The 16,565-nt window shown below is 71.8% G+C and carries 15 protein-coding genes; 9 read left to right on the top strand and 6 right to left on the bottom strand.

What is annotated here, in order from left to right:
* From NMN56_RS41050 to NMN56_RS41035, 4 genes are all read right to left on the bottom strand, one after another.
* The coding region (locus tag NMN56_RS41050; RefSeq protein WP_283742563.1) for a homocysteine S-methyltransferase family protein at positions 1–205 on the bottom strand (205 nt) is incomplete at its 3' end.
* Entirely contained in the window at positions 202–1,185 is a 984-nt protein-coding gene (locus NMN56_RS41045; RefSeq protein ID WP_274044806.1) for a carbohydrate kinase family protein, read from the bottom strand. The genes NMN56_RS41045 and NMN56_RS41050, both read right to left, overlap by 4 nt.
* Positions 1,186–1,342: 157 nt before the next feature.
* Entirely contained in the window at positions 1,343–1,849 is a 507-nt protein-coding gene (locus NMN56_RS41040) for an SCP2 sterol-binding domain-containing protein (RefSeq protein WP_274044768.1), read from the bottom strand.
* A complete protein-coding gene (locus tag NMN56_RS41035) occupies positions 1,846–3,261 on the bottom strand; it encodes an NAD(P)-binding domain-containing protein (RefSeq protein ID WP_274044769.1) in 1,416 nt (471 codons plus the stop codon). Before NMN56_RS41035 ends, NMN56_RS41040 begins: the two co-directional genes overlap by 4 nt.
* A gap of 162 nt (positions 3,262–3,423) precedes the next feature.
* Here NMN56_RS41035 and NMN56_RS41030 point away from each other — a divergent pair, with 162 nt between their 5' ends.
* From NMN56_RS41030 to NMN56_RS41000, 7 genes are all read left to right on the top strand, one after another.
* Positions 3,424–4,026 carry a hypothetical protein gene (locus tag NMN56_RS41030; protein ID WP_274044770.1) on the top strand — a complete coding sequence of 201 codons (603 nt, stop codon included), beginning with the start codon at positions 3,424–3,426 and terminating at the stop codon, positions 4,024–4,026.
* Complete coding sequence (locus tag NMN56_RS41025) at positions 4,023–5,666, top strand: multicopper oxidase family protein (protein WP_274044771.1); 1,644 nt, start codon at positions 4,023–4,025, stop codon at positions 5,664–5,666. Before NMN56_RS41030 ends, NMN56_RS41025 begins: the two co-directional genes overlap by 4 nt.
* Before the next feature lie 209 nt (positions 5,667–5,875).
* Positions 5,876–7,138, top strand: a complete 1,263-nt coding sequence (locus tag NMN56_RS41020) for a nucleotide disphospho-sugar-binding domain-containing protein (RefSeq protein WP_274044772.1) — start codon at positions 5,876–5,878, stop codon at positions 7,136–7,138.
* Positions 7,126–8,988, top strand: coding sequence for an asparagine synthase (glutamine-hydrolyzing) (gene asnB / locus NMN56_RS41015; RefSeq protein WP_274044773.1), 1,863 nt, complete (start codon positions 7,126–7,128; stop codon positions 8,986–8,988). The genes NMN56_RS41020 and asnB overlap by 13 nt, the downstream gene beginning before the upstream one ends.
* Before the next feature lie 26 nt (positions 8,989–9,014).
* Positions 9,015–9,686, top strand: coding sequence for a TenA family protein (locus tag NMN56_RS41010; RefSeq protein ID WP_274044774.1), 672 nt, complete (start codon positions 9,015–9,017; stop codon positions 9,684–9,686).
* Positions 9,687–9,840: 154 nt separating this feature from the next.
* Positions 9,841–11,040 carry a cytochrome P450 gene (locus NMN56_RS41005; RefSeq protein ID WP_274044775.1) on the top strand — a complete coding sequence of 400 codons (1,200 nt, stop codon included), beginning with the start codon at positions 9,841–9,843 and terminating at the stop codon, positions 11,038–11,040.
* Positions 11,041–11,042: 2 nt separating this feature from the next.
* Positions 11,043–11,246, top strand: coding sequence for a ferredoxin (locus NMN56_RS41000; protein ID WP_274044776.1), 204 nt, complete (start codon positions 11,043–11,045; stop codon positions 11,244–11,246).
* A gap of 125 nt (positions 11,247–11,371) precedes the next feature.
* On the opposite strand, the gene NMN56_RS40995 is transcribed toward NMN56_RS41000, so the two are convergent.
* A complete protein-coding gene (locus NMN56_RS40995; protein WP_274044777.1) occupies positions 11,372–12,436 on the bottom strand; it encodes a tartrate dehydrogenase in 1,065 nt (354 codons plus the stop codon).
* A gap of 70 nt (positions 12,437–12,506) precedes the next feature.
* Complete coding sequence (locus NMN56_RS40990) at positions 12,507–13,418, bottom strand: LysR family transcriptional regulator (protein WP_274044808.1); 912 nt, start codon at positions 13,416–13,418, stop codon at positions 12,507–12,509.
* 304 nt (positions 13,419–13,722) lie between these two features.
* Between NMN56_RS40990 and NMN56_RS40985 the strand changes: the two genes are divergently transcribed.
* Together NMN56_RS40985 and NMN56_RS40980 are read left to right on the top strand one after the other, a co-directional pair.
* Entirely contained in the window at positions 13,723–15,180 is a 1,458-nt protein-coding gene (locus NMN56_RS40985; RefSeq protein ID WP_274044778.1) for a GntP family permease, read from the top strand.
* A gap of 557 nt (positions 15,181–15,737) precedes the next feature.
* Positions 15,738–16,496, top strand: coding sequence for an alpha/beta fold hydrolase (locus NMN56_RS40980; protein WP_274044779.1), 759 nt, complete (start codon positions 15,738–15,740; stop codon positions 16,494–16,496).
* Positions 16,497–16,565 lie beyond the last annotated feature (69 nt).

Here is a 16,565-nt window from a genome sequence, read left to right as displayed (position 1 = left end):
GCACCGTACGGATGATGTCGGGACGCGTGACGTTCAGGATCTCGTTGCAGCCCTCCAGCTGCTCGAAGTCCTCCAGTGTCGGATCCTGCGCCTGGATCATCGTCCCCATCGCCCCGTCGGCCACCACCACACGAGAGGCAAGGGCCTCACGGAGGGCATCGGCCCGGGTGGGAGCGGTGGCCTGGGCTTTCTCGCGCGCGGTCACCGGAGTGCTCCCAGGTACGGGGCCAGAGTGGTGGCCGCTTCGGCGCCGTAGGTGTCGCGCAGGCGGCCGAGGAAGGGTGCGCGGCGCAGGGCGTAGCTCTGGGTGCCGGTCGTCTCCAGGACGGTGGTGGCGAGGGCGCTGCCGAGGCGGGCCGCGTCCTGGTGGCCGAGGTCCCAGGCGAGCCCGGCGAGGAATCCGGCGCGGAACGCGTCACCGGCTCCCGTGGGTTCGAGGGTGCCCTCGGCAGGTACGGCGGGCACGTCGAGGGGGCGTACACCGACCCGTTCGATATGGACGCCTTCGGCGCCGCGCGTGGTCACCCAGGTGCCGACGCGGCCGAGTATCTGCTGTTCCGTCCAGCCGGTGCGCTCCTGGATGAGTACCGATTCGTACGCGTTGGTGAAGAGGTAAGCGGGCCCGTTCAGCAGGGCGCGTACGTCGTCGCGGCCCATGGTGGCGAGCTGCTGGGAGATGTCGGCGGCGAACGGGACGCCGAGTTCCGCGCAGTCGCGGGTGTGGCGCAGCATCGCCTCGGGGTCGTTGGGTGAGACCACGACGAGGTCGATACCACCGGTGCGCGCGACCACCTCGCGCAGGGAGATGGTGCGGGCCTCGCTCATGGCTCCGGGGTAGAAGGAGCCGATCTGGTTGTGGTCGGCGTCGGTTGTGCACACGAAGCGGGCCGTGTGGTGGGTGGCGCTGACGTGTACGGAATCGGTGTCGACTCCGTGTTCCTTCAGCCAGAGCTGGTGGTCGGACCAGTCGGCGCCGACGGCGCCGACGAGCGTGGGGGTGAGGCCGAGCCCGGCGAGTCCGAAGGCGATGTTGGCCGCGACTCCTCCGCGCCGTATCTCCAGCTCCTCCACGAGGAAGGAGAGTGACACCTTGTCCAGGCTGCCGGCGAGCAGTTGCTCGGTGAACCTGCCGGGAAAGGTCATCAGGTGGTCCGTGGCGATCGAACCGGTCACGGCGATGCGCACGGTCTTCTCAGGGCCCGCTGTGCTCGCTGCGCCCACGGCGTCCATGGCATCCACGGCGTCCTCCTCGGTGGTCTCGTTCGTACGCCGTCGCTGCGGCCTTGCGCCGCAGCGTCCGCCTCCGGGCTGCACGGAGGCTGTACGGCGGCTCGAAGCGTCCTCAACCCGCCTCGCCCTGCCCGGAGTCGGGGGCCTGGACGCTGCGGGAGCCGAACCACTCGATCCAGTTCATCGCGAAGAACACATCGCCGGAGATCTTCAGCCGCCCGGAGACGAAAGCGTCCGTGCCCTTCAGCTCGCCGACGGCCAGCGCCACCAGGTCGTGCAGCGCGACACCGATCGTCGCGTTGGGCTGCTGTCCCGGCTCGGCGGACGTGGTGCAACTGCCGTCCGCGACGCTGACGTAGCGGTGCCGTACGCCCAGCGGGGTGTTGATCTCGTAGTGGAAGATCCCTGCCCGGTCCTGTGCGCGCTCCGGGCTGAAGCAGGCGCGGAACCACTCGAAGACGAGGTCGAGCACGCCGTCCACGCCATCCACGCCGTCCACGCCGTCCACGCCCTCCGTGCCGTCCATGGCGTCGGGGCCCGGGGTGTCGGGGTGCTCGGTGGCTTCGCCGGAGCGGGCGAAGTTGCGCAGCCGGTGGAACATCGTCTCCCTGGCGGTCATGACGCGGCCTCCGTCCCTGTGGTGGTCTGCGCGGGCCCTGTTCTGGTCTGCGCGGGCCCGGTGCCGGGCTGCGCGGGCCCCGTGCTCGTCCGCGCGGGCACGCCCGCGCCGTTGTGGCGGGGGCCGGCAGTGGTGTGCTCGATCACGACGGACGCGTCCTTGTCGCCGTCGCCCGCCTCGTTGACCCGCGCGAAGCGCTCCCGTACGGAGTCGAGTACAGGCAGCGGCACCCCCGCCAGCGCCGCGTCTCCCAGGGCCAGGCGCAGGTCCTTCTCCATCAGCGTCGAGCGGAAGAAGGCGGGTTCGTAGGCGGCCTTGCGCATCAGCTCGGCGCGGAAGCGCATCACGACCGAGCTGAAGCCGCTCTCCGCGATGGAGGTGAGCAGCCGGTCGCGGTCAAGGCCCGCGGCGACGCCGTACGCGACGGCTTCGGCGAGCGAGGTGACCTGGGCGCCCAGCAGCAGATTGAAGATGAGCTTCAGCGTCGCCGCCGTACCGGGAGCGCCGAGATGGACGACCTGCGCACCGAGGATGTCCAGGACACCGGCGACCTCCGCGATGTCGCCCTCCCCGCCGCTGGTGTAGACGCGCAGCTTGCCTTCGCGGGCCTGGAAGGGGTTGCCGACGACGCACGCCTCCACGCGCCGTATCCCCGCCGTGGCGAGCCGTGCGGCGCAGGTGCGGGCGTAGTCGGGCGAGACGGTGGACGTGTCGATGACGATGGCGCCCGGCGCGAGCACGGGCACCACCTGCTCGAACAGCACCTTCTCGACGGCGGCTTCGTCGGCGAGGCTCAGCAGGACGACGGAGTGTCCCTTCGCCGCCTCGGCCGGGGTGGCGGCGACGGTGGCGCCCGCCTCCGCGAGCGGCCCGGCCTTGCCGGCGGTGCGGTTGTGGACGGTGAGCGTACGGCCCGCTTCCAGCAGCCGTGCCGCCATGCCGCCGCCCATGTTGCCCAGGCCGATGAAGGCGAGGGGCGGTTCCGGTTCGTGGTCGCTCGCCGGCGGCGCCACGGGCCCGGCTGCGGATGCGGGCTGCGCCGCGGGCGCGGGCGACGCCGCGGGCGGGCCCTCACCTGTGGGCGGCCCCTCCCGTGTGGGCGGCAGCTCGTGCACTGTCCGCGTCAGCGTCATCTCGCCGCCCGCGCGGTACGGCTGGAGCCTGCGCCGGTTCTCCACGTGCGCCTCGCTCAGCTCGAAGGCGCGGAAGGACCGCTCGTCGGCCCAGTCGGTGATGACGTAGTACGTGTTCTCGTCCTCGACCGAACGCACCAGTGACTGGCCCCGGTTGGCGGGCTCGCGTGCGATGCCGGAACCCACCTCCCACCACACGCGCTCGAACTCCGTGCTCGTACCCGGGTGGATCTCCATCCGCAGCATGACGCGGAAGGACGGCCGGGAGGGAGCTTCCATGGTGTCCGCCTCCAATACGGGGGAATCCGCGCCACGTTGGCCCCTCCCGCTCGACCGCCGATCGAGAAGCACTCCTGACGGGCGGGAAGCCCGCAGCTCAAGCCCTGCTTGAGCGCGCCTCTCTACCCTCGGCGCAACCGCCGACCCGGAGAGAGATGTGCCATGACTCAGACACCCGATGTGCGCTCCGCCGACCCACCGGACGGCCCAGTGAGGGCGGCCCAGGGCGCCGGGACAGAGGCCGCACACACTTCGGACTCCGCGCCCGGGGCCGCGCCCCGTACCGCGTCCGGGACGGCACCCGCCAAGGTGCGCAGGTGGCCGCTCGTACTGTTACGCACCGTCTCGACGCTCTTCCTCATCCTGGTGCTGCTCCAGCCCGTGCTGGCGGGCATGTTCGTCAGCGGGGACGTGGACCTGCTCGCGCTGCACGAGGTGAACGCGCATGTGATCTCGTTCGTCGGCTGGCTCCAGGTGCTGGCCGCCGTCCTGGTGTGGCGGCCGGGGCGCGGCCCCGTATGGCCCCTCGGCCTCGCGGTGCTGCTGAGCGCGGCCGTCTGGATGCAGGGCGACTGGGGCTACGCGCGCCAGCTCGACCTGCACATCCCCGTGGGCGTGCTCCTCGTTTCCGCTGCCACCGCGCTCGTGCACTGGTCGTTCGGCCGCAAGCCGGGGCCCGGTACGAGCCGCGGGCAGGGCTCCGGTACGGGCGACGAGCGAGGCTCCCGAGCCGGTGCCGGGCCCCGTCGCCGGAGGCGTGCATGAGTGCGGCACGCGAGCGCGAGGGGCGCGGGGGCCTCGGGCGGCGCGGGTTCCTCGCGGCGGCCGGCGGCGTGGGAGCCGCGGCGGCGCTGGGCGGGGCCGCCGGCTGCGGCGGCGGGGGCCGGGAGGTCGCGGGTGAACTGCTGGCCAGTGCGGCCGAGTTGCCCGAGCCGTTCCAAGTGCCGCTGCCCGTGCCCCGCGTCGCACGGCCGGTACGCTCGGCCGGCGGCGTCGACTACTACGAGCTGGTCCAGAAGGCGGCCCGGCACGAGATCCTGCCCGGCGTGCGGACCGAAGTGTGGGGCTACGAGGGCCGGTTCCCCGGCACCACCCTGGTCGGCAGGTCGGGGCGCGAGATGCGGGTCAAGGTGCGCAACACCCTCCCGGTACCGACCTCAACGCATCTGCACGGCGGCGTGCAGGCGCCGTCCTCCGACGGGCACCCCACCGACCTCGTACTGCCCAGGGGGTTCCCGGACCCGAGGCGGCGCGGAGGCGGTTCGGCCCACGCGGGCCACGGCGGCGGGGCCATGACGGTCGAGCCGGACGAGTGGACCGTCTCGCGGGGCTCCAAGGAGTACGTGTACCCGCTCGACCAGCCTGCGGCGACGCTCTGGTACCACGATCACCGCATGGACTTCAGCGCACCGCAGGTGTGGCGGGGCCTCGCCGGCATGTTCCTCGTGCACGACGACGAGGAGGACGCGCTCGCGCTGCCGGAGGGCGAACGTGATGTGCCGCTGATGATCTGCGACCGCGCCTTCGAGGAGGACGGTTCCTTCCGCTACCCCTCCCTCGACCGGTCGCTCACCGGCAGGGCCGGGGTCGAGGAGGCGTACATGGAGGGCGTCATGGGGGATGTCGTCCTCGTCAACGGCGCACCGTGGCCCGAGCTGGAGGTCAGCGCCGAGCGCTACCGCTTCCGCGTGCTCAACGCGTCCAACGCGCGCCGCTACCGGCTCACGCTCGACCCGGGCCCGCGCGAGGGCGCCTCCTTCACCCAGGTCGGCAGCGACAACGGGCTGCTCGGAACGCCCCGCACGCACAGCGCGATCCCGATCGCACCCGCCGAACGCTTCGATGTCGTCGTCGACTTCGGCGCCTTCCCCGTCGGTTCGACGGTGCGGCTCGCCAACACGCTCGGGGAGGGCGGCACGCGGGACGTCATGCGCTTCCGGGTCACGCGCCGCGCGTCCGGGGGCGGCGGCGCCCCCGCCGTGCCGCGCCGGCTGGCGAAGGTCACGCGTCTGCGGGCGGGACAGGCCGTCGCCGAGCGGCAGTTCGACTTCAGGCTGAAGCAGGTGGGAGACAGCGGGACGAAGATGTGGACCGTCAACGGCAAGCCGTACGACGCCTCGGGCTCGCTCGCCTCCCCTCGGCTGGGCACCGTCGAGCGCTGGCGGTTCACCAGCGACTTCCACCATCCCGTGCACCTGCACCTCGCGCACTTCCAGGTCCTCGCGCGCAGCGGCGGGGCGCCCAGGAGAGTGGACGCCGGGTGGAAGGACACCGTCGACGTACGGCCGTACGAGGTCGTCGATGTGCTGGCCCGGTTCTCCGGGCACCGCGGGCGCTACATGTTCCACTGCCACAACCTCGAACACGAGGACATGGCCATGATGGCCAACTTCCAGGTGGTCTAGGACGCCGGCAGCGAGTGTCCCCGCCGGTCCGTGTGCCCCGCCGAGCCCGACCCGGCGGGGCACTCGGCGTGCTTGCGCTGGTCCGCGGCCCGTTCGAGCGCGCTCCGACCCTTCCCCTAGGCCGCTGGGTCACCGTCTGGGCGGCAAGGACGCCCCGGCCGCGCAGCACAGCGGGCGGGGCCTGGGCCGGCGAAGGGGCTGGGGCTGCGATGCGCGTACTGTTCACGACCTGGGCCTGGCCCTCACATCTGTACGCACTGGTGCCGCTCGCGTGGGCGTGCAGGGCCGCGGGGCACGAGGTGCTCGTGGTGAGCCAGCCGGGGCTGCGGAACGAGATCGCGGCGACGGGGCTGCCCGGTGCGGCGGTCGGCACGGATGTCGACGGCGTGGGCATGGTCCGCGGATATGTGATGCCCTCGGAGACCGGCCCGGTGATCGAGCCCGCCGAGCCCGCCGAGTCGGCCGGGAGCACGGAGCCCCCGGGGCACGCCGGGAGCACCGGGAGCGCCGGGGGCACAGCGCCGCGTACCGGTAGAGGGCCCCGCGCCATGCGGATGTTCTCCGCGCACGCGGACTCGATGGTGGACGGTCTGACAGAGGTGGCCAGCGACTGGCGTGCCGACCTCGTGGTGTACGAACCGACGGCGCTGGCGGGCCCGTTGGCCGCTGCGGCGGCCGGGATACCGGCCGTACGGCTGCTGTACGGGGTGGACCTGATGGCGCGCGCGGGCCCGCTGCTGCCCGAGGTGCTGGCACCGCTGGCGGAGCGGCTGGGGGTGAAGCCCGACGGGTACGAACCGCTCGGGGACCTGACCATCGACCCGTGTCCGCCGGGCTTCCAGGTGCCGGGTGACCCGCCGCGGCTCCCGATGCGCTACGTACCGTTCAACGGCCCCGGCGTGGGCGGCGACGACCTGCCGGCGCTGCCCGCGAAGGGACGGCGCCGCGCCGTCGTCACGTGGGGGTACACCATGGCGCGGCTGCACCCTGAGCTGTTCCTCGCCGGGCATGCGGCGCGTGCCCTGGGGGCGCTGCCCGACACGGAGGTCGTGGTGGCGGTCTCGGCGCGGCAGCGCCCGCTGCTGGGTGAACTCCCCGACGGCGTACGGGTCGTGGTGGACGCGCCGCTGAACGCGGTGGTGGAGCGCGCCGACCTGGTGGTCGCGCACGGCGGCGCCGGCACCGTGCTGACGTCGCTGCGCGCCGGTGTGCCGCTGCTGCTGGTGCCCCAGCTGCCCGACCACGCGGGGCACGCCGCCCGTGTGGTGGCGACGGGCTCTGGCGAGGTGCTGACCCGTGACGAGGCGACGGCCGCGCAACTGCGCGAGGAGGCGGCGCGGCTGCTGGACCCGCACGCGGGAGCTGCGCAGCGGGAGGCGGCCAGGGCGCTGCGGGACGCGATGCTGGAGCAACCCGCTCCGGCCGGGCTGGTCGGGGTGCTGGAGGAGCGGGTGGTCACATGTGCGGCATAGCGGGCTGGGTGGACTTCGTACGGGGCATGGGCGAGGAGGCCGGCACCGTCCGCACGATGGTGGGCACCCTCGCCAACCGCGGCCCCGACGACGAGGCGGTGTGGACGGACGAGCACGCGGCGCTGGGGCACCGCAGGCTGGCCGTGATCGACGTGGCGGACAGCACGCAGCCGATGACGGCGGTCGAGGACGGCCGCACCCTGGCGGTGCTGGTGCACAACGGGGAGATCTACAACTACCGGGAGCTGCGCGCCCGGTTGACGGCGCTGGGGCACAGGTTCCGTACGGCAGGGGACACCGAGGTGGTGCTGCGCGCGTACCTGGAGTGGGGCGAGGGGTGCGCGGAGCGGATGGACGGCATGTTCGCCTTCGCCGTGTGGGACCCGCGCAGGCGCACGCTGCTGATGGCGCGCGACCGGCTGGGCATCAAGCCGCTGTACTACGCGCGTACCCCGCACGGCGTCCTGTTCGGCTCCGAGCCGAAGGCCCTGCTGGCACACCCGTCCCTGGACTGTGTGGTGGACGCGGAGGGCCTGGCCGAGCTGCTGGCCTACATCGCCACCCCGGGGCACGCCGTCTACCGGGGCGTGCGGGAGCTGCCCGCCGGGCACGTGGCGACCGTACGGGAGCGGCCCGGCGGCGCCTCGGTGACCGAGTCGCGGTACTGGACGCTGCCGCAGCACACGCACCCCGACGATCTGCCGACGACGGTGGAGACGGTGCGGGGCCTCCTCCAGGAGTCCGTCGTCGGGCATCTGCTCGCCGACGTACCGCTGTGCACGCTCCTGTCGGGCGGCGTGGACTCCAGCGCGCTGGCGGCGCTCGCCGCGCGGTCGCTGGGCGACGGCAGCAGGCCGCGCACGTTCTCCGTGGACTTCGAGGGGCACACCGAGCGGTTCCGCAAGGACGTATGGCACGAGGATCCGGACGCGCCGTTCGCGCTGGAGGTGGCCCGGCACGTGGGCACCGACCACGAGCCGGTGGTGCTGCGCACCTCCGACCTGGCCGACCCTGTGGTGGACGCTGCGGCGCTGCGCGCGCAGGACCTGCCGCGCCCGATCCCGGACATGGACCGTTCGCTGTATCTGCTGCTGCGCGCCGTACGGCAGCGTTCGACGGTGGCGCTGATGGGCGAGGTGGCCGACGAACTCTTCGGCGGCTACCAGTCGTTCCGCGACCCGACGCTGGTGGACACGGCGAACTTCCCGTGGGTGACGATGGGCCTGCGTGTGGCCCCGCACGGGATGAGCACGGGCCTGCTCGACCCCGGCCTGCTGCGGAAGATCGATGTGCCGGGCTACTCGGCGCAGCGCTGGTCGGAGACGGTCGCCGAGGTGCCGGACGTGCCGGGCGAGTCGGAGACCGAGCGGGTCATGCGGCGGGTGGGGTACGCGCATCTGTCGCGCTGGCTGCCGCTGCTGCTCGCGCGCGACGACAGGCTGAGCATGGCGGTGGGCCTGGAGCTGCGCGTCCCGTACTGCGACCACCGGCTGGTGGAGTACGTGCACAACATCCCGTGGGCGATGAAGACGGCGGACGGCAGGGAGAAGAGCGTGCTGCGCTCGGCCGTCGCCGACCTGCTGCCCGCCTCGGTGACGCAGCGCCGTAAGAGCCCGTTCCCCATCACCCAGGACCCGCGCTACGGGCAGGTGCTGCGCGAGCGCTTCAACGCGGTCGTCGGCGATCCGGCGAGCCCGGTGCGCCCGCTGCTGGACGGGCCGGCGTGCGCCGAACTCGCGGCCGAGGACCGGCCGGTGGCCGTGGACGGGTGGGGCGAGCGCAGGAACGTCGAGATGGTCCTCCAGCTGGATGCCTGGCTGCGGCACTACCGCGTGCGGCTGGACCTGTGAGAGACGTGAGAGGGGCGAGGAACCGCATGCTGCACAAGGAACTTCAGGCGCTCGCCGAACCGGTGCTGGAGAAGGTGCGCGCGCACCCGTTCTGGTCGGGGCTGAGGGACGGCTCGCTGCCGGAAGCCTCGCTGGTCCACTTCGTGGAGCAGGACACGGGGCAGCTGCTGCCCGCCTACGCACGTGCGCTGGCGCGTACGGCAGCGGCGGCGGAGCTGGACGCGCACACGGCGCTGCTGGGCCGGTCGGTGACGGGCACGCTGGAGGCCAGGGACAGGCTGCGCGAGAAGTACGCGGAGCTGGCGGGCCCGCTCGGGCTGCCCCGGCTCGCCCGGGAGGTGCCGGAGGCCGACCCGGCGACGCACGCGCACTGCTGCTTCTTCCAGGGCTCCAGTGCGGCGTCGTTCATGGCGGGCGTGGGCGCGCTGCTGCCGATGGTGTGGTTCAACTTCCAGGTCTCCGACGACCTGTTGGAGCGGCACACCCCCGGCTCCCGCTACGCGCCGTGGATCGAGGCGTACCACCCGGGCGAGGGCTACGGCTACGCGGTGCGTGCCTTCATGGGGCTCGCCGACGAACTCGGCGAGAGCGCCTCACCGGCCGAACGCGCCCGCCTGGTCCGGCACTTCAGCACCGGCATCCGTTACGAGTGGGCGTTCGCCGAGGCCGCGTGGTCACGCCCCGACTGGCCCGTATGACAGCCGCGCGCGTACGGCGCACGCACAGCCACAGCCCCGTACGGGGCACACACAGCCACAGGCCCGTACGGCACGTGCGACCACCCCGCACGCCCGTACGGCACGTGCGACCACCCCGAACCGGCGCGACCACCCCGAATCCGGAGGGACAACCGTGAGCACTCAGACCCCGCCCAGGTACCCGTTCGCCTGGACCCCACCCATGCAGGTGCCCGAAGCGCTCAGGCATGTGCACAGCAGCGCCGCGATGGAGGTGACGCTGCCGAGCGGGGACGTGGCGACGCTGGTGACCCGTTACAAGGACGTACGCGCCCTGTTCGCCGACAGGCGGCTGTCGCGGAACATCGCGCGCCCCGACTGCGCCCGGATCTCCAAGGACAACGACCTGTTCATGGACCCGGAGATCGACCCCGACCCGCCCAAGCACACCCAGGTGCGCTCGCTGGTGACCAAGGCGTTCACGGCCCGCCGTATCGAGGCGCTGCGCCCGTACGTCCAGGAGGTCGCCGACGAACTGCTGGACACGATGGCCTCCGCCCCCCGGCCCGTTGAGCTGAACGAGGCGCTGGCCTTCCCGCTGCCGATCAAGGTCATCTGCAAGCTGCTGGGCGTGCCGGCCGAGGACCGCGACCAGTTCCGCGAGTACGTGGACGGCTTCCTGTCGGTGACCAAGCTGCCGCCCGAGGAGGTCGGGCAGTGCCGCCAGAACCTGTGGAAGTACCTGGGCGACCTGATCGACGTCAAGCGGAAGCAGCCGGCCGACGACCTGGTGAGCGAGCTGATCCGGGTCACCGACGAGGAGGACAACCGGCTCAACGACCACGAGCTGCACTTCTGGTGCCAGGGGCTGCTGATCGCCGGTTACGTCACCACGGCCAGCCAGATCGGCACCGGTACGGCCGTGCTGCTGCACCACCCCGAACTCGTACGGCAGATCCAGGCGGACTGGACCCTGGTGCCCTCCACGGTCGAGGAGCTGCTGCGCACACAGATCATGGGCTCGTCGGTCGGCACGATGCGGTACGCCATCGAGGACATCCCGCTCTCGGACGGCTCCGTCATCAAGAAGGGCACCAGCGTGCTGCTGTCCGAAGAGGGCGCCAACATGGACCCCGAGGTCTTCGAGAGGCCCTTCGAACTGGACATCCGCCGCCAGGAGAACCACCACATGACGTTCGGCGCCGGCATCCACTACTGCGTGGGCGCCGCGCTCGCGCGGATGGAACTCCAGGTCGCCACGGAGTCCCTGCTGCGCCGCTTCCCCGCCATCCGGTTGGCGACACCCGCCGAGGAACTGCCGCGCGCACTGGGCGGTTTCATGGAGGGGTTCACCGAGATACCCGTGGAGTGGTGAGCATGAGCGTGCTGCGCGTGACCGCCAACTCCGATACGTGCGCGGTCAGTTCGCTGTGCGTCTACCGCCTGCCCGGCGTCTTCGACCAGGACGAGGACGGCCTGGTCGTCGTCCTCGACGAGACACCGGGCTCCGACCTGCACGACGAGGTACGCCGCGCCGCACGCGGCTGCCCCACGAAGTCGATCCGCGTCACCGAGGAATGACACGACCGGCGGCCGGCCCCTCCCGCCTCCCCGCGCCCGCGGGCCGACCGCGACGGAAGGGCCCCCGATGCCCGTCGGGGGCCCTTCCGCCGGGGTGACCGCCGGCTTTTTTCCCGCTTGTTCGGCTACCGGCCGGTGACGGCCGCGAGGATCAGGCGGGTGAAGTCCTCCGTGCTCGCGGTCCCGCCGAGGTCGCGGGTGCGGACGCCGGTCGTGGCCAGCACGGAGGCGAACGCGTCGAAGACCTCGGCCGCTGCCTCGGGGTGACCGAGGTGGTCGAGCATCATCGAGGCGCTCCAGATCGCGCCGAGCGGGTTGGCGATGCCCTGTCCCGCGATGTCCGGCGCCGAGCCGTGTACGGGCTCGAACATGGAGGGGTACTCGCGCTCCGGGTTGAGGTTCGCCGCGGGTGCGAGGCCGATGCTGCCCGCGACGGCGGCGGCGAGGTCGGAGAGGATGTCGCCGAACAGGTTGGAGCCGACGATGACGTCGAACCGCGCCGGATCGAGCACGACCTTCGCCACGAGCGCGTCGATGTGCTCCTGCCGCCAGGCCACCTCGGGGAACCGGCCTGCGGCCTCCCGCACGAGTTCGTCCCAGAACGGCATGGTGTGGACGATGCCGTTGGACTTGGTGGCGGAGACCACGTCCCCGCCGCGGCGCTGTGCGGTGGTGAAGGCGTAGTCGAGGATGCGCTCGACGCCGGGGCGGGTGAAGACGGCCTCCTGAACGGCCATCTCGTCCGGGAAGCCGCGGTTCAGGCGCCCACCGATCTCGGAGTACTCGCCCTCGACGTTCTCGCGGACGACGACGAAGTCGACCTCGCTCGTGGCCCGGGCGAGCGGGCTGGGGACGCCGTCGAGGACCTTGATCGGGCGCAGGTTCACGTACTGCCGGAACTGGCGGCGGATCGGTATGAGAAGCCCCCACAGGGACACATGGTCGGGCACCCCGGGCCAGCCGACCGCGCCGAGCAGGACGGCGTCATGGTGCCGGATACGGTCCAGGCCGTCGTCCGGCATCATCGCGCCGTCGGTGAGGTAGCGCCGGCAGGACCAGTCGAACGTGTCGTAGGCGAAGGTGAGGCCGTGTCGCTCGCCGACGGCGTCGAGGACGGCGCAGGCGGGAGGCAGCACCTCGGTGCCGATGCCGTCGCCTGGGATGAGGGCGATCCGATAGCGCGTGTTCATGGCCACCATGGAACGCCGCGACGTTCGTGGCTGTCCAAGATCGGTTTACAGCCTGACCGATAAGAGGCGCCTATCGGTTGCGCGGTACGCCGTCGTCGGCGTGCTCGGCGTCCGTACTGACGGCGACGAAAGCGGCGGCGGCAGGACTGAGGCGATGGCGCTGCCAGACGAGCCGCACGTCGAGGGTGGCTTCGACGGCGAGCCGCCGGACGCGCAGCCCGACCGCTTCGGCGAGATGCCGCCAGGAGTCGGCGACGACGGCCGCCCCCACGCCCTCCCGCACGAGCGGGAGCAGGCCCTCGCGGTGCTCGATCTCGACGGCGATGCGGCAGTCGGTCGCAGCGACGATCGCGTCCGCGACCCGGCGCATCCCCGTGCCGGGCTGGCCCGCGACGAGCCGGAGACCGGACAACTCCTCGACGGCGAGGGGCCCGTCACCGGGCGGAAGGGGCACGTCGGCGCGGGCCACGAGCACGAACGACTGCGTCTCGACGGGCACATCGTCGAGGTCCGCGTGCGCCTCGTGGGCGCCGGACATGGCGACGACGCCGATCTCGGCGACCCCCCGACGCAGCGCTTCGCGTACGTCGTCCGGCCGCGCCGCTGCCACCACCGCCAGCTGAACCAGCGGGTAGGCGCGGGCGTAGGCGGCGATGAGCCCGGTGAGCGGGCTGACGACCTGGGACGGCATGGCGGCGATGCGCAGCCGGCCGCCCCGCAGCCCGTCCACGGCCGCGACGGTCTCCCGCGCGACATCGAGGGAGCGGACCACTTCGCGGGCCGGCGCCACCAGGGCAGCGCCCGAAGGGCTCAACACCAGGCCGCGGCCCTGCCGAAGGAACAAGCTGCTCCCCAGGACGGCCTCAAGACGGCGGATCGACTGGGTCACCGACGGCTGGGCGACGAAGAGGTGCTCGGCCGCCCGGTGCACGCTGCCGTGGTCCACGACGGCCAGGAAGTAGCGCAACTGCCGTACGTCCAAGCCGTTCACCGTCCTCGTGAGCCGCGCGGGCGCCTCGTGCGAGCGCGCTGCGGAGCCACTCTCACCTGCCGATTGATAGGGCGGACGTTATCAGTCGGGCTGCAAATGAGTCTTAGACAGCGGCGGTGACCGTCGTCACGATGAACGGCAAGTCACGGGCCCGGGCACTCCCGGCGGCCGTGACGGGTTCGCGAGCTGCACGGTCCGTACGAGCCGCGCCGGCAGCCGCGTCCCGGGGCCGTCACCACGGGCCTCTCCTGACGGTTCCGCACCGCATTCATGGATTGGACGAGCGGAGTGTCCTGTGCCTGACGAAGCCCTGCTTTTCCTCAACACGGCGATAGCCATCGTCGGCATCGTCGTCACGATCACCTGGCTGAAGTTCCCGCCGGTGTTCGCGCTGCTCTTCGGAACCCTCTACCTCGGGCTGACCACCAAGGTCGGGGCGAAGGACACCCCGAAGATGGTCGCGGACGGATTCGCCGACGTCATGGGGGACATCGGCATCCTGGTGGCGTTCGGCGTCATCCTGGGCGCGCTGCTCACGGTGACGGACACGATGCAGCGGCTGGTCGAGGCGATGCTCAAGCTCTTCGGCGACCGCAGCATCCCGTACGTCTTCGCCGCGACCCTGAGTTCGCTGTTCACCTCGATCTACTCGGACGTGCTGCTCGTGCTCTCGGCGCCCCTCGCGCGGCGGCTCGGGCCGCGGTTGGGCACGCGGGGCCGCGCGCTGATGGGCGGCTCGCTCACCGCGGGCATCGAGGTGGGTCTGGTGTTCGTCGCGCCGGGCGTCGCCGCTGTCGCCATCGCCGGCATCCTGGACGTCCCGCTGGGCCAGATGTTCGCGGTCGGCCTCGCGGTGGGCCTGCCCACGTCGCTGCTGACCATGCTGGCCTTCGCCGTACTGCTCCGCTTCATGAAGTGGGACCCCGAAGCGGACGAGATGGATCAGGCCGACGGGGCCGACGCGCCTGGAGAGGCCGACGGGACCGACGAGGCCGACACGCCTGGAGAGGCCGACGGGACCGACGAGCCTTGTGTGGCCGACAAGGCGAAGGGGGATCAGCCCGGCGGCAAGCCCAGGACCGGGGCAGCGCCCGGGCACAAGACGCGAGAGCTGCCCCTGCTCCTCGCCGTCGTCCCGGTGCTCCTGACGCTGGTCCTCATCGCGGGAGGAGCACTCGCTGACGCGATGTCCATCGACTCCGCGACGCTCGTGTTCCTCACCGACCCGGTGGTCGCGCTCCTACTGGGCGCCACCTCGGCCTACGCGCTGGCAAGCCGGGTACGCGCCCGGGACGAGATAGGCGGGGCCATCGGCACCGCACTGACCCAGTGCGGCCCCATCCTGGTGCTCAGCGGCGTCAGCGGTTCGCTCGGATTCGTCATCAAGGGCTCAGGCATGGCCGATTACCTCGGCGACGCCTTCTCCTCCGGCTTCCTGCCGCCCCTGCTGCTGGTCTGGATCGTGGCGGCCGTGCTGCACATCGCGCTCGGCTCCATCTCCGTAGCGGGCATCACCGCCGCCGGCATCCTGGCGCCCATCGCGGGCAGTCTCGATGCGCCGCCCGTCCTGGTGGCCCTCGCAGCCGGTTCTGGCGCCCTCTTCCTGCCGCATGTGTCCAGCAACTTCTTCTGGATGTTCCAGTCCCTGCTCGGGTTCTCCACCCGGGGCACCATCAAGACCCACACCGTCCCGATGACACTGGCCTCGGTCATCTCGCTGCCGATCATCCTCGCCGTGTCGCTGTTCACCTGACGGCGGGGCGAAAGCGGCCAACCTCCTTGGGATCAGGGGCCATTGACATACGGGGCCGTTGAGGCGCGAGGCCGTGGAGGCGCCAGCGGCGGAAGCACGGTAGCGGCACGCGGAAGCGCGGCTCCACTGGATTTCCGCCAAGACGCGGGTGGTGACGCCTCGGCGCAGCGGAGGCGGTAGCCCTCGTGCGGGGTTCCTCCACACAGCCACAGCCGGGGGGCTGACCCCCGGCGCCTCGGGGACAGCCCCCCATGCCGCGTGCTCCAGCAACACCACAGATCGGCGGGGTAGTCGGCTGCCTGCGGGACGGGCCCCCGCGAAGGATAGGACTCGTCCGAATCCGCCGCATCATCTGTTCTCAGGACTCACTCATGGCACGCTTCCACCTCCCCAGCCGGCGCGCACACCGTGCGGCGTCGGCGATGGCTCTGCTGGCCGTTACCGCCGGTCTCGCCACGGCCTGCGGCAATGGAGCATCCGCTCACTCGGACTCGTCCCGCTCGGCTTCCGCGGTCTCGGCCTCCGGGGCGCGACAGACCGGCACGTCGAAGCCGCGCATGATCGAGAACAACGGTCATCGCCTCGCGTTCCATGTCACCAAGGGACACGGCCCCACCATCGTTCTGGACGCGGGCGGCGGCGAGGACTCCTCCTACTGGAAGGGCATGGTGCGCAAGCTTCACGCGGCCACCGGAGCCAAGGTCATCACATACGACCGGGCCGGCCTCGGCGAGAGCGAGGTGGTCCCCGGGCCGTGGGAAGTGGGGAGTGCCGTCAGCGACCTGAAGACGGGCCTGCGGAAGCTCGGTGTGACCAGGGACGTGATCCTGGTGTCCCACTCGCAGGCCGGTGAGATCGCGACCTACCTCGCCAAGGAGAACCCAAAGCTGGTGTCCGGCGCCGTACTTGTCGACGCGAGCCTGCCCCCGCTGTACACGGACGAGGTGATAGCCCGGCTCGTCGCCGCCAATCAGCCCGCTGTCGACGCCGCGAAGAAGGATCCCTCCAAGCCGAAGAACAGGCAGCTGATCTCCACCGCGGAGAGCTACATCCCCATGCACAAGGCGTACCACCAGGTCTCCTGGCCCGACACCGTCCCGGCGACCGCGATCGTGTCGGAGAAGACTCCGTTCGCCGGATCGCCCGAGGACGCCCAGCGCTGGCGGGACGCCGCCGCGACGTTCGTCGGGAAAGGGCCGCACCGCACCCTCGTCACCGCGAAGGGCAGCTCCCACGACATCCCGAAGGACCGGCCCGCCCTCGTACTCAAGGAGATCAAGAAGATGAGGGCCGCCCAGGGCCAGCCGCGGCATTAGCCGGACCAGCCCGCACCAGCAGAACAGGACCGGCAGGCGGCAGGCGGCAGGCGGCAGGCGGCAGGATCA

This window comes from Streptomyces iconiensis (genome assembly GCF_028657195.3).
Lineage (GTDB): Bacteria > Actinomycetota > Actinomycetes > Streptomycetales > Streptomycetaceae > Streptomyces > Streptomyces iconiensis.
This window is presented reverse-complemented; position numbering and strand designations above follow the sequence as displayed.

Coding starts and splice junctions, on each gene's coding strand:
- NMN56_RS40995 (WP_274044777.1), bottom strand. CDS start 12,436: ATGAACACGCGCTATCGGATCGCCCTCATCCCAGGCGACGGCATCGGC.
- NMN56_RS41020 (WP_274044772.1), top strand. CDS start 5,876: ATGCGCGTACTGTTCACGACCTGGGCCTGGCCCTCACATCTGTACGCA.
- NMN56_RS41010 (WP_274044774.1), top strand. CDS start 9,015: ATGCTGCACAAGGAACTTCAGGCGCTCGCCGAACCGGTGCTGGAGAAG.
- NMN56_RS41030 (WP_274044770.1), top strand. CDS start 3,424: ATGACTCAGACACCCGATGTGCGCTCCGCCGACCCACCGGACGGCCCA.
- NMN56_RS41000 (WP_274044776.1), top strand. CDS start 11,043: ATGAGCGTGCTGCGCGTGACCGCCAACTCCGATACGTGCGCGGTCAGT.
- asnB (WP_274044773.1), top strand. CDS start 7,126: ATGTGCGGCATAGCGGGCTGGGTGGACTTCGTACGGGGCATGGGCGAG.
- NMN56_RS41040 (WP_274044768.1), bottom strand. CDS start 1,849: ATGACCGCCAGGGAGACGATGTTCCACCGGCTGCGCAACTTCGCCCGC.
- NMN56_RS41025 (WP_274044771.1), top strand. CDS start 4,023: ATGAGTGCGGCACGCGAGCGCGAGGGGCGCGGGGGCCTCGGGCGGCGC.
- NMN56_RS41035 (WP_274044769.1), bottom strand. CDS start 3,261: ATGGAAGCTCCCTCCCGGCCGTCCTTCCGCGTCATGCTGCGGATGGAG.
- NMN56_RS40980 (WP_274044779.1), top strand. CDS start 15,738: ATGATCGAGAACAACGGTCATCGCCTCGCGTTCCATGTCACCAAGGGA.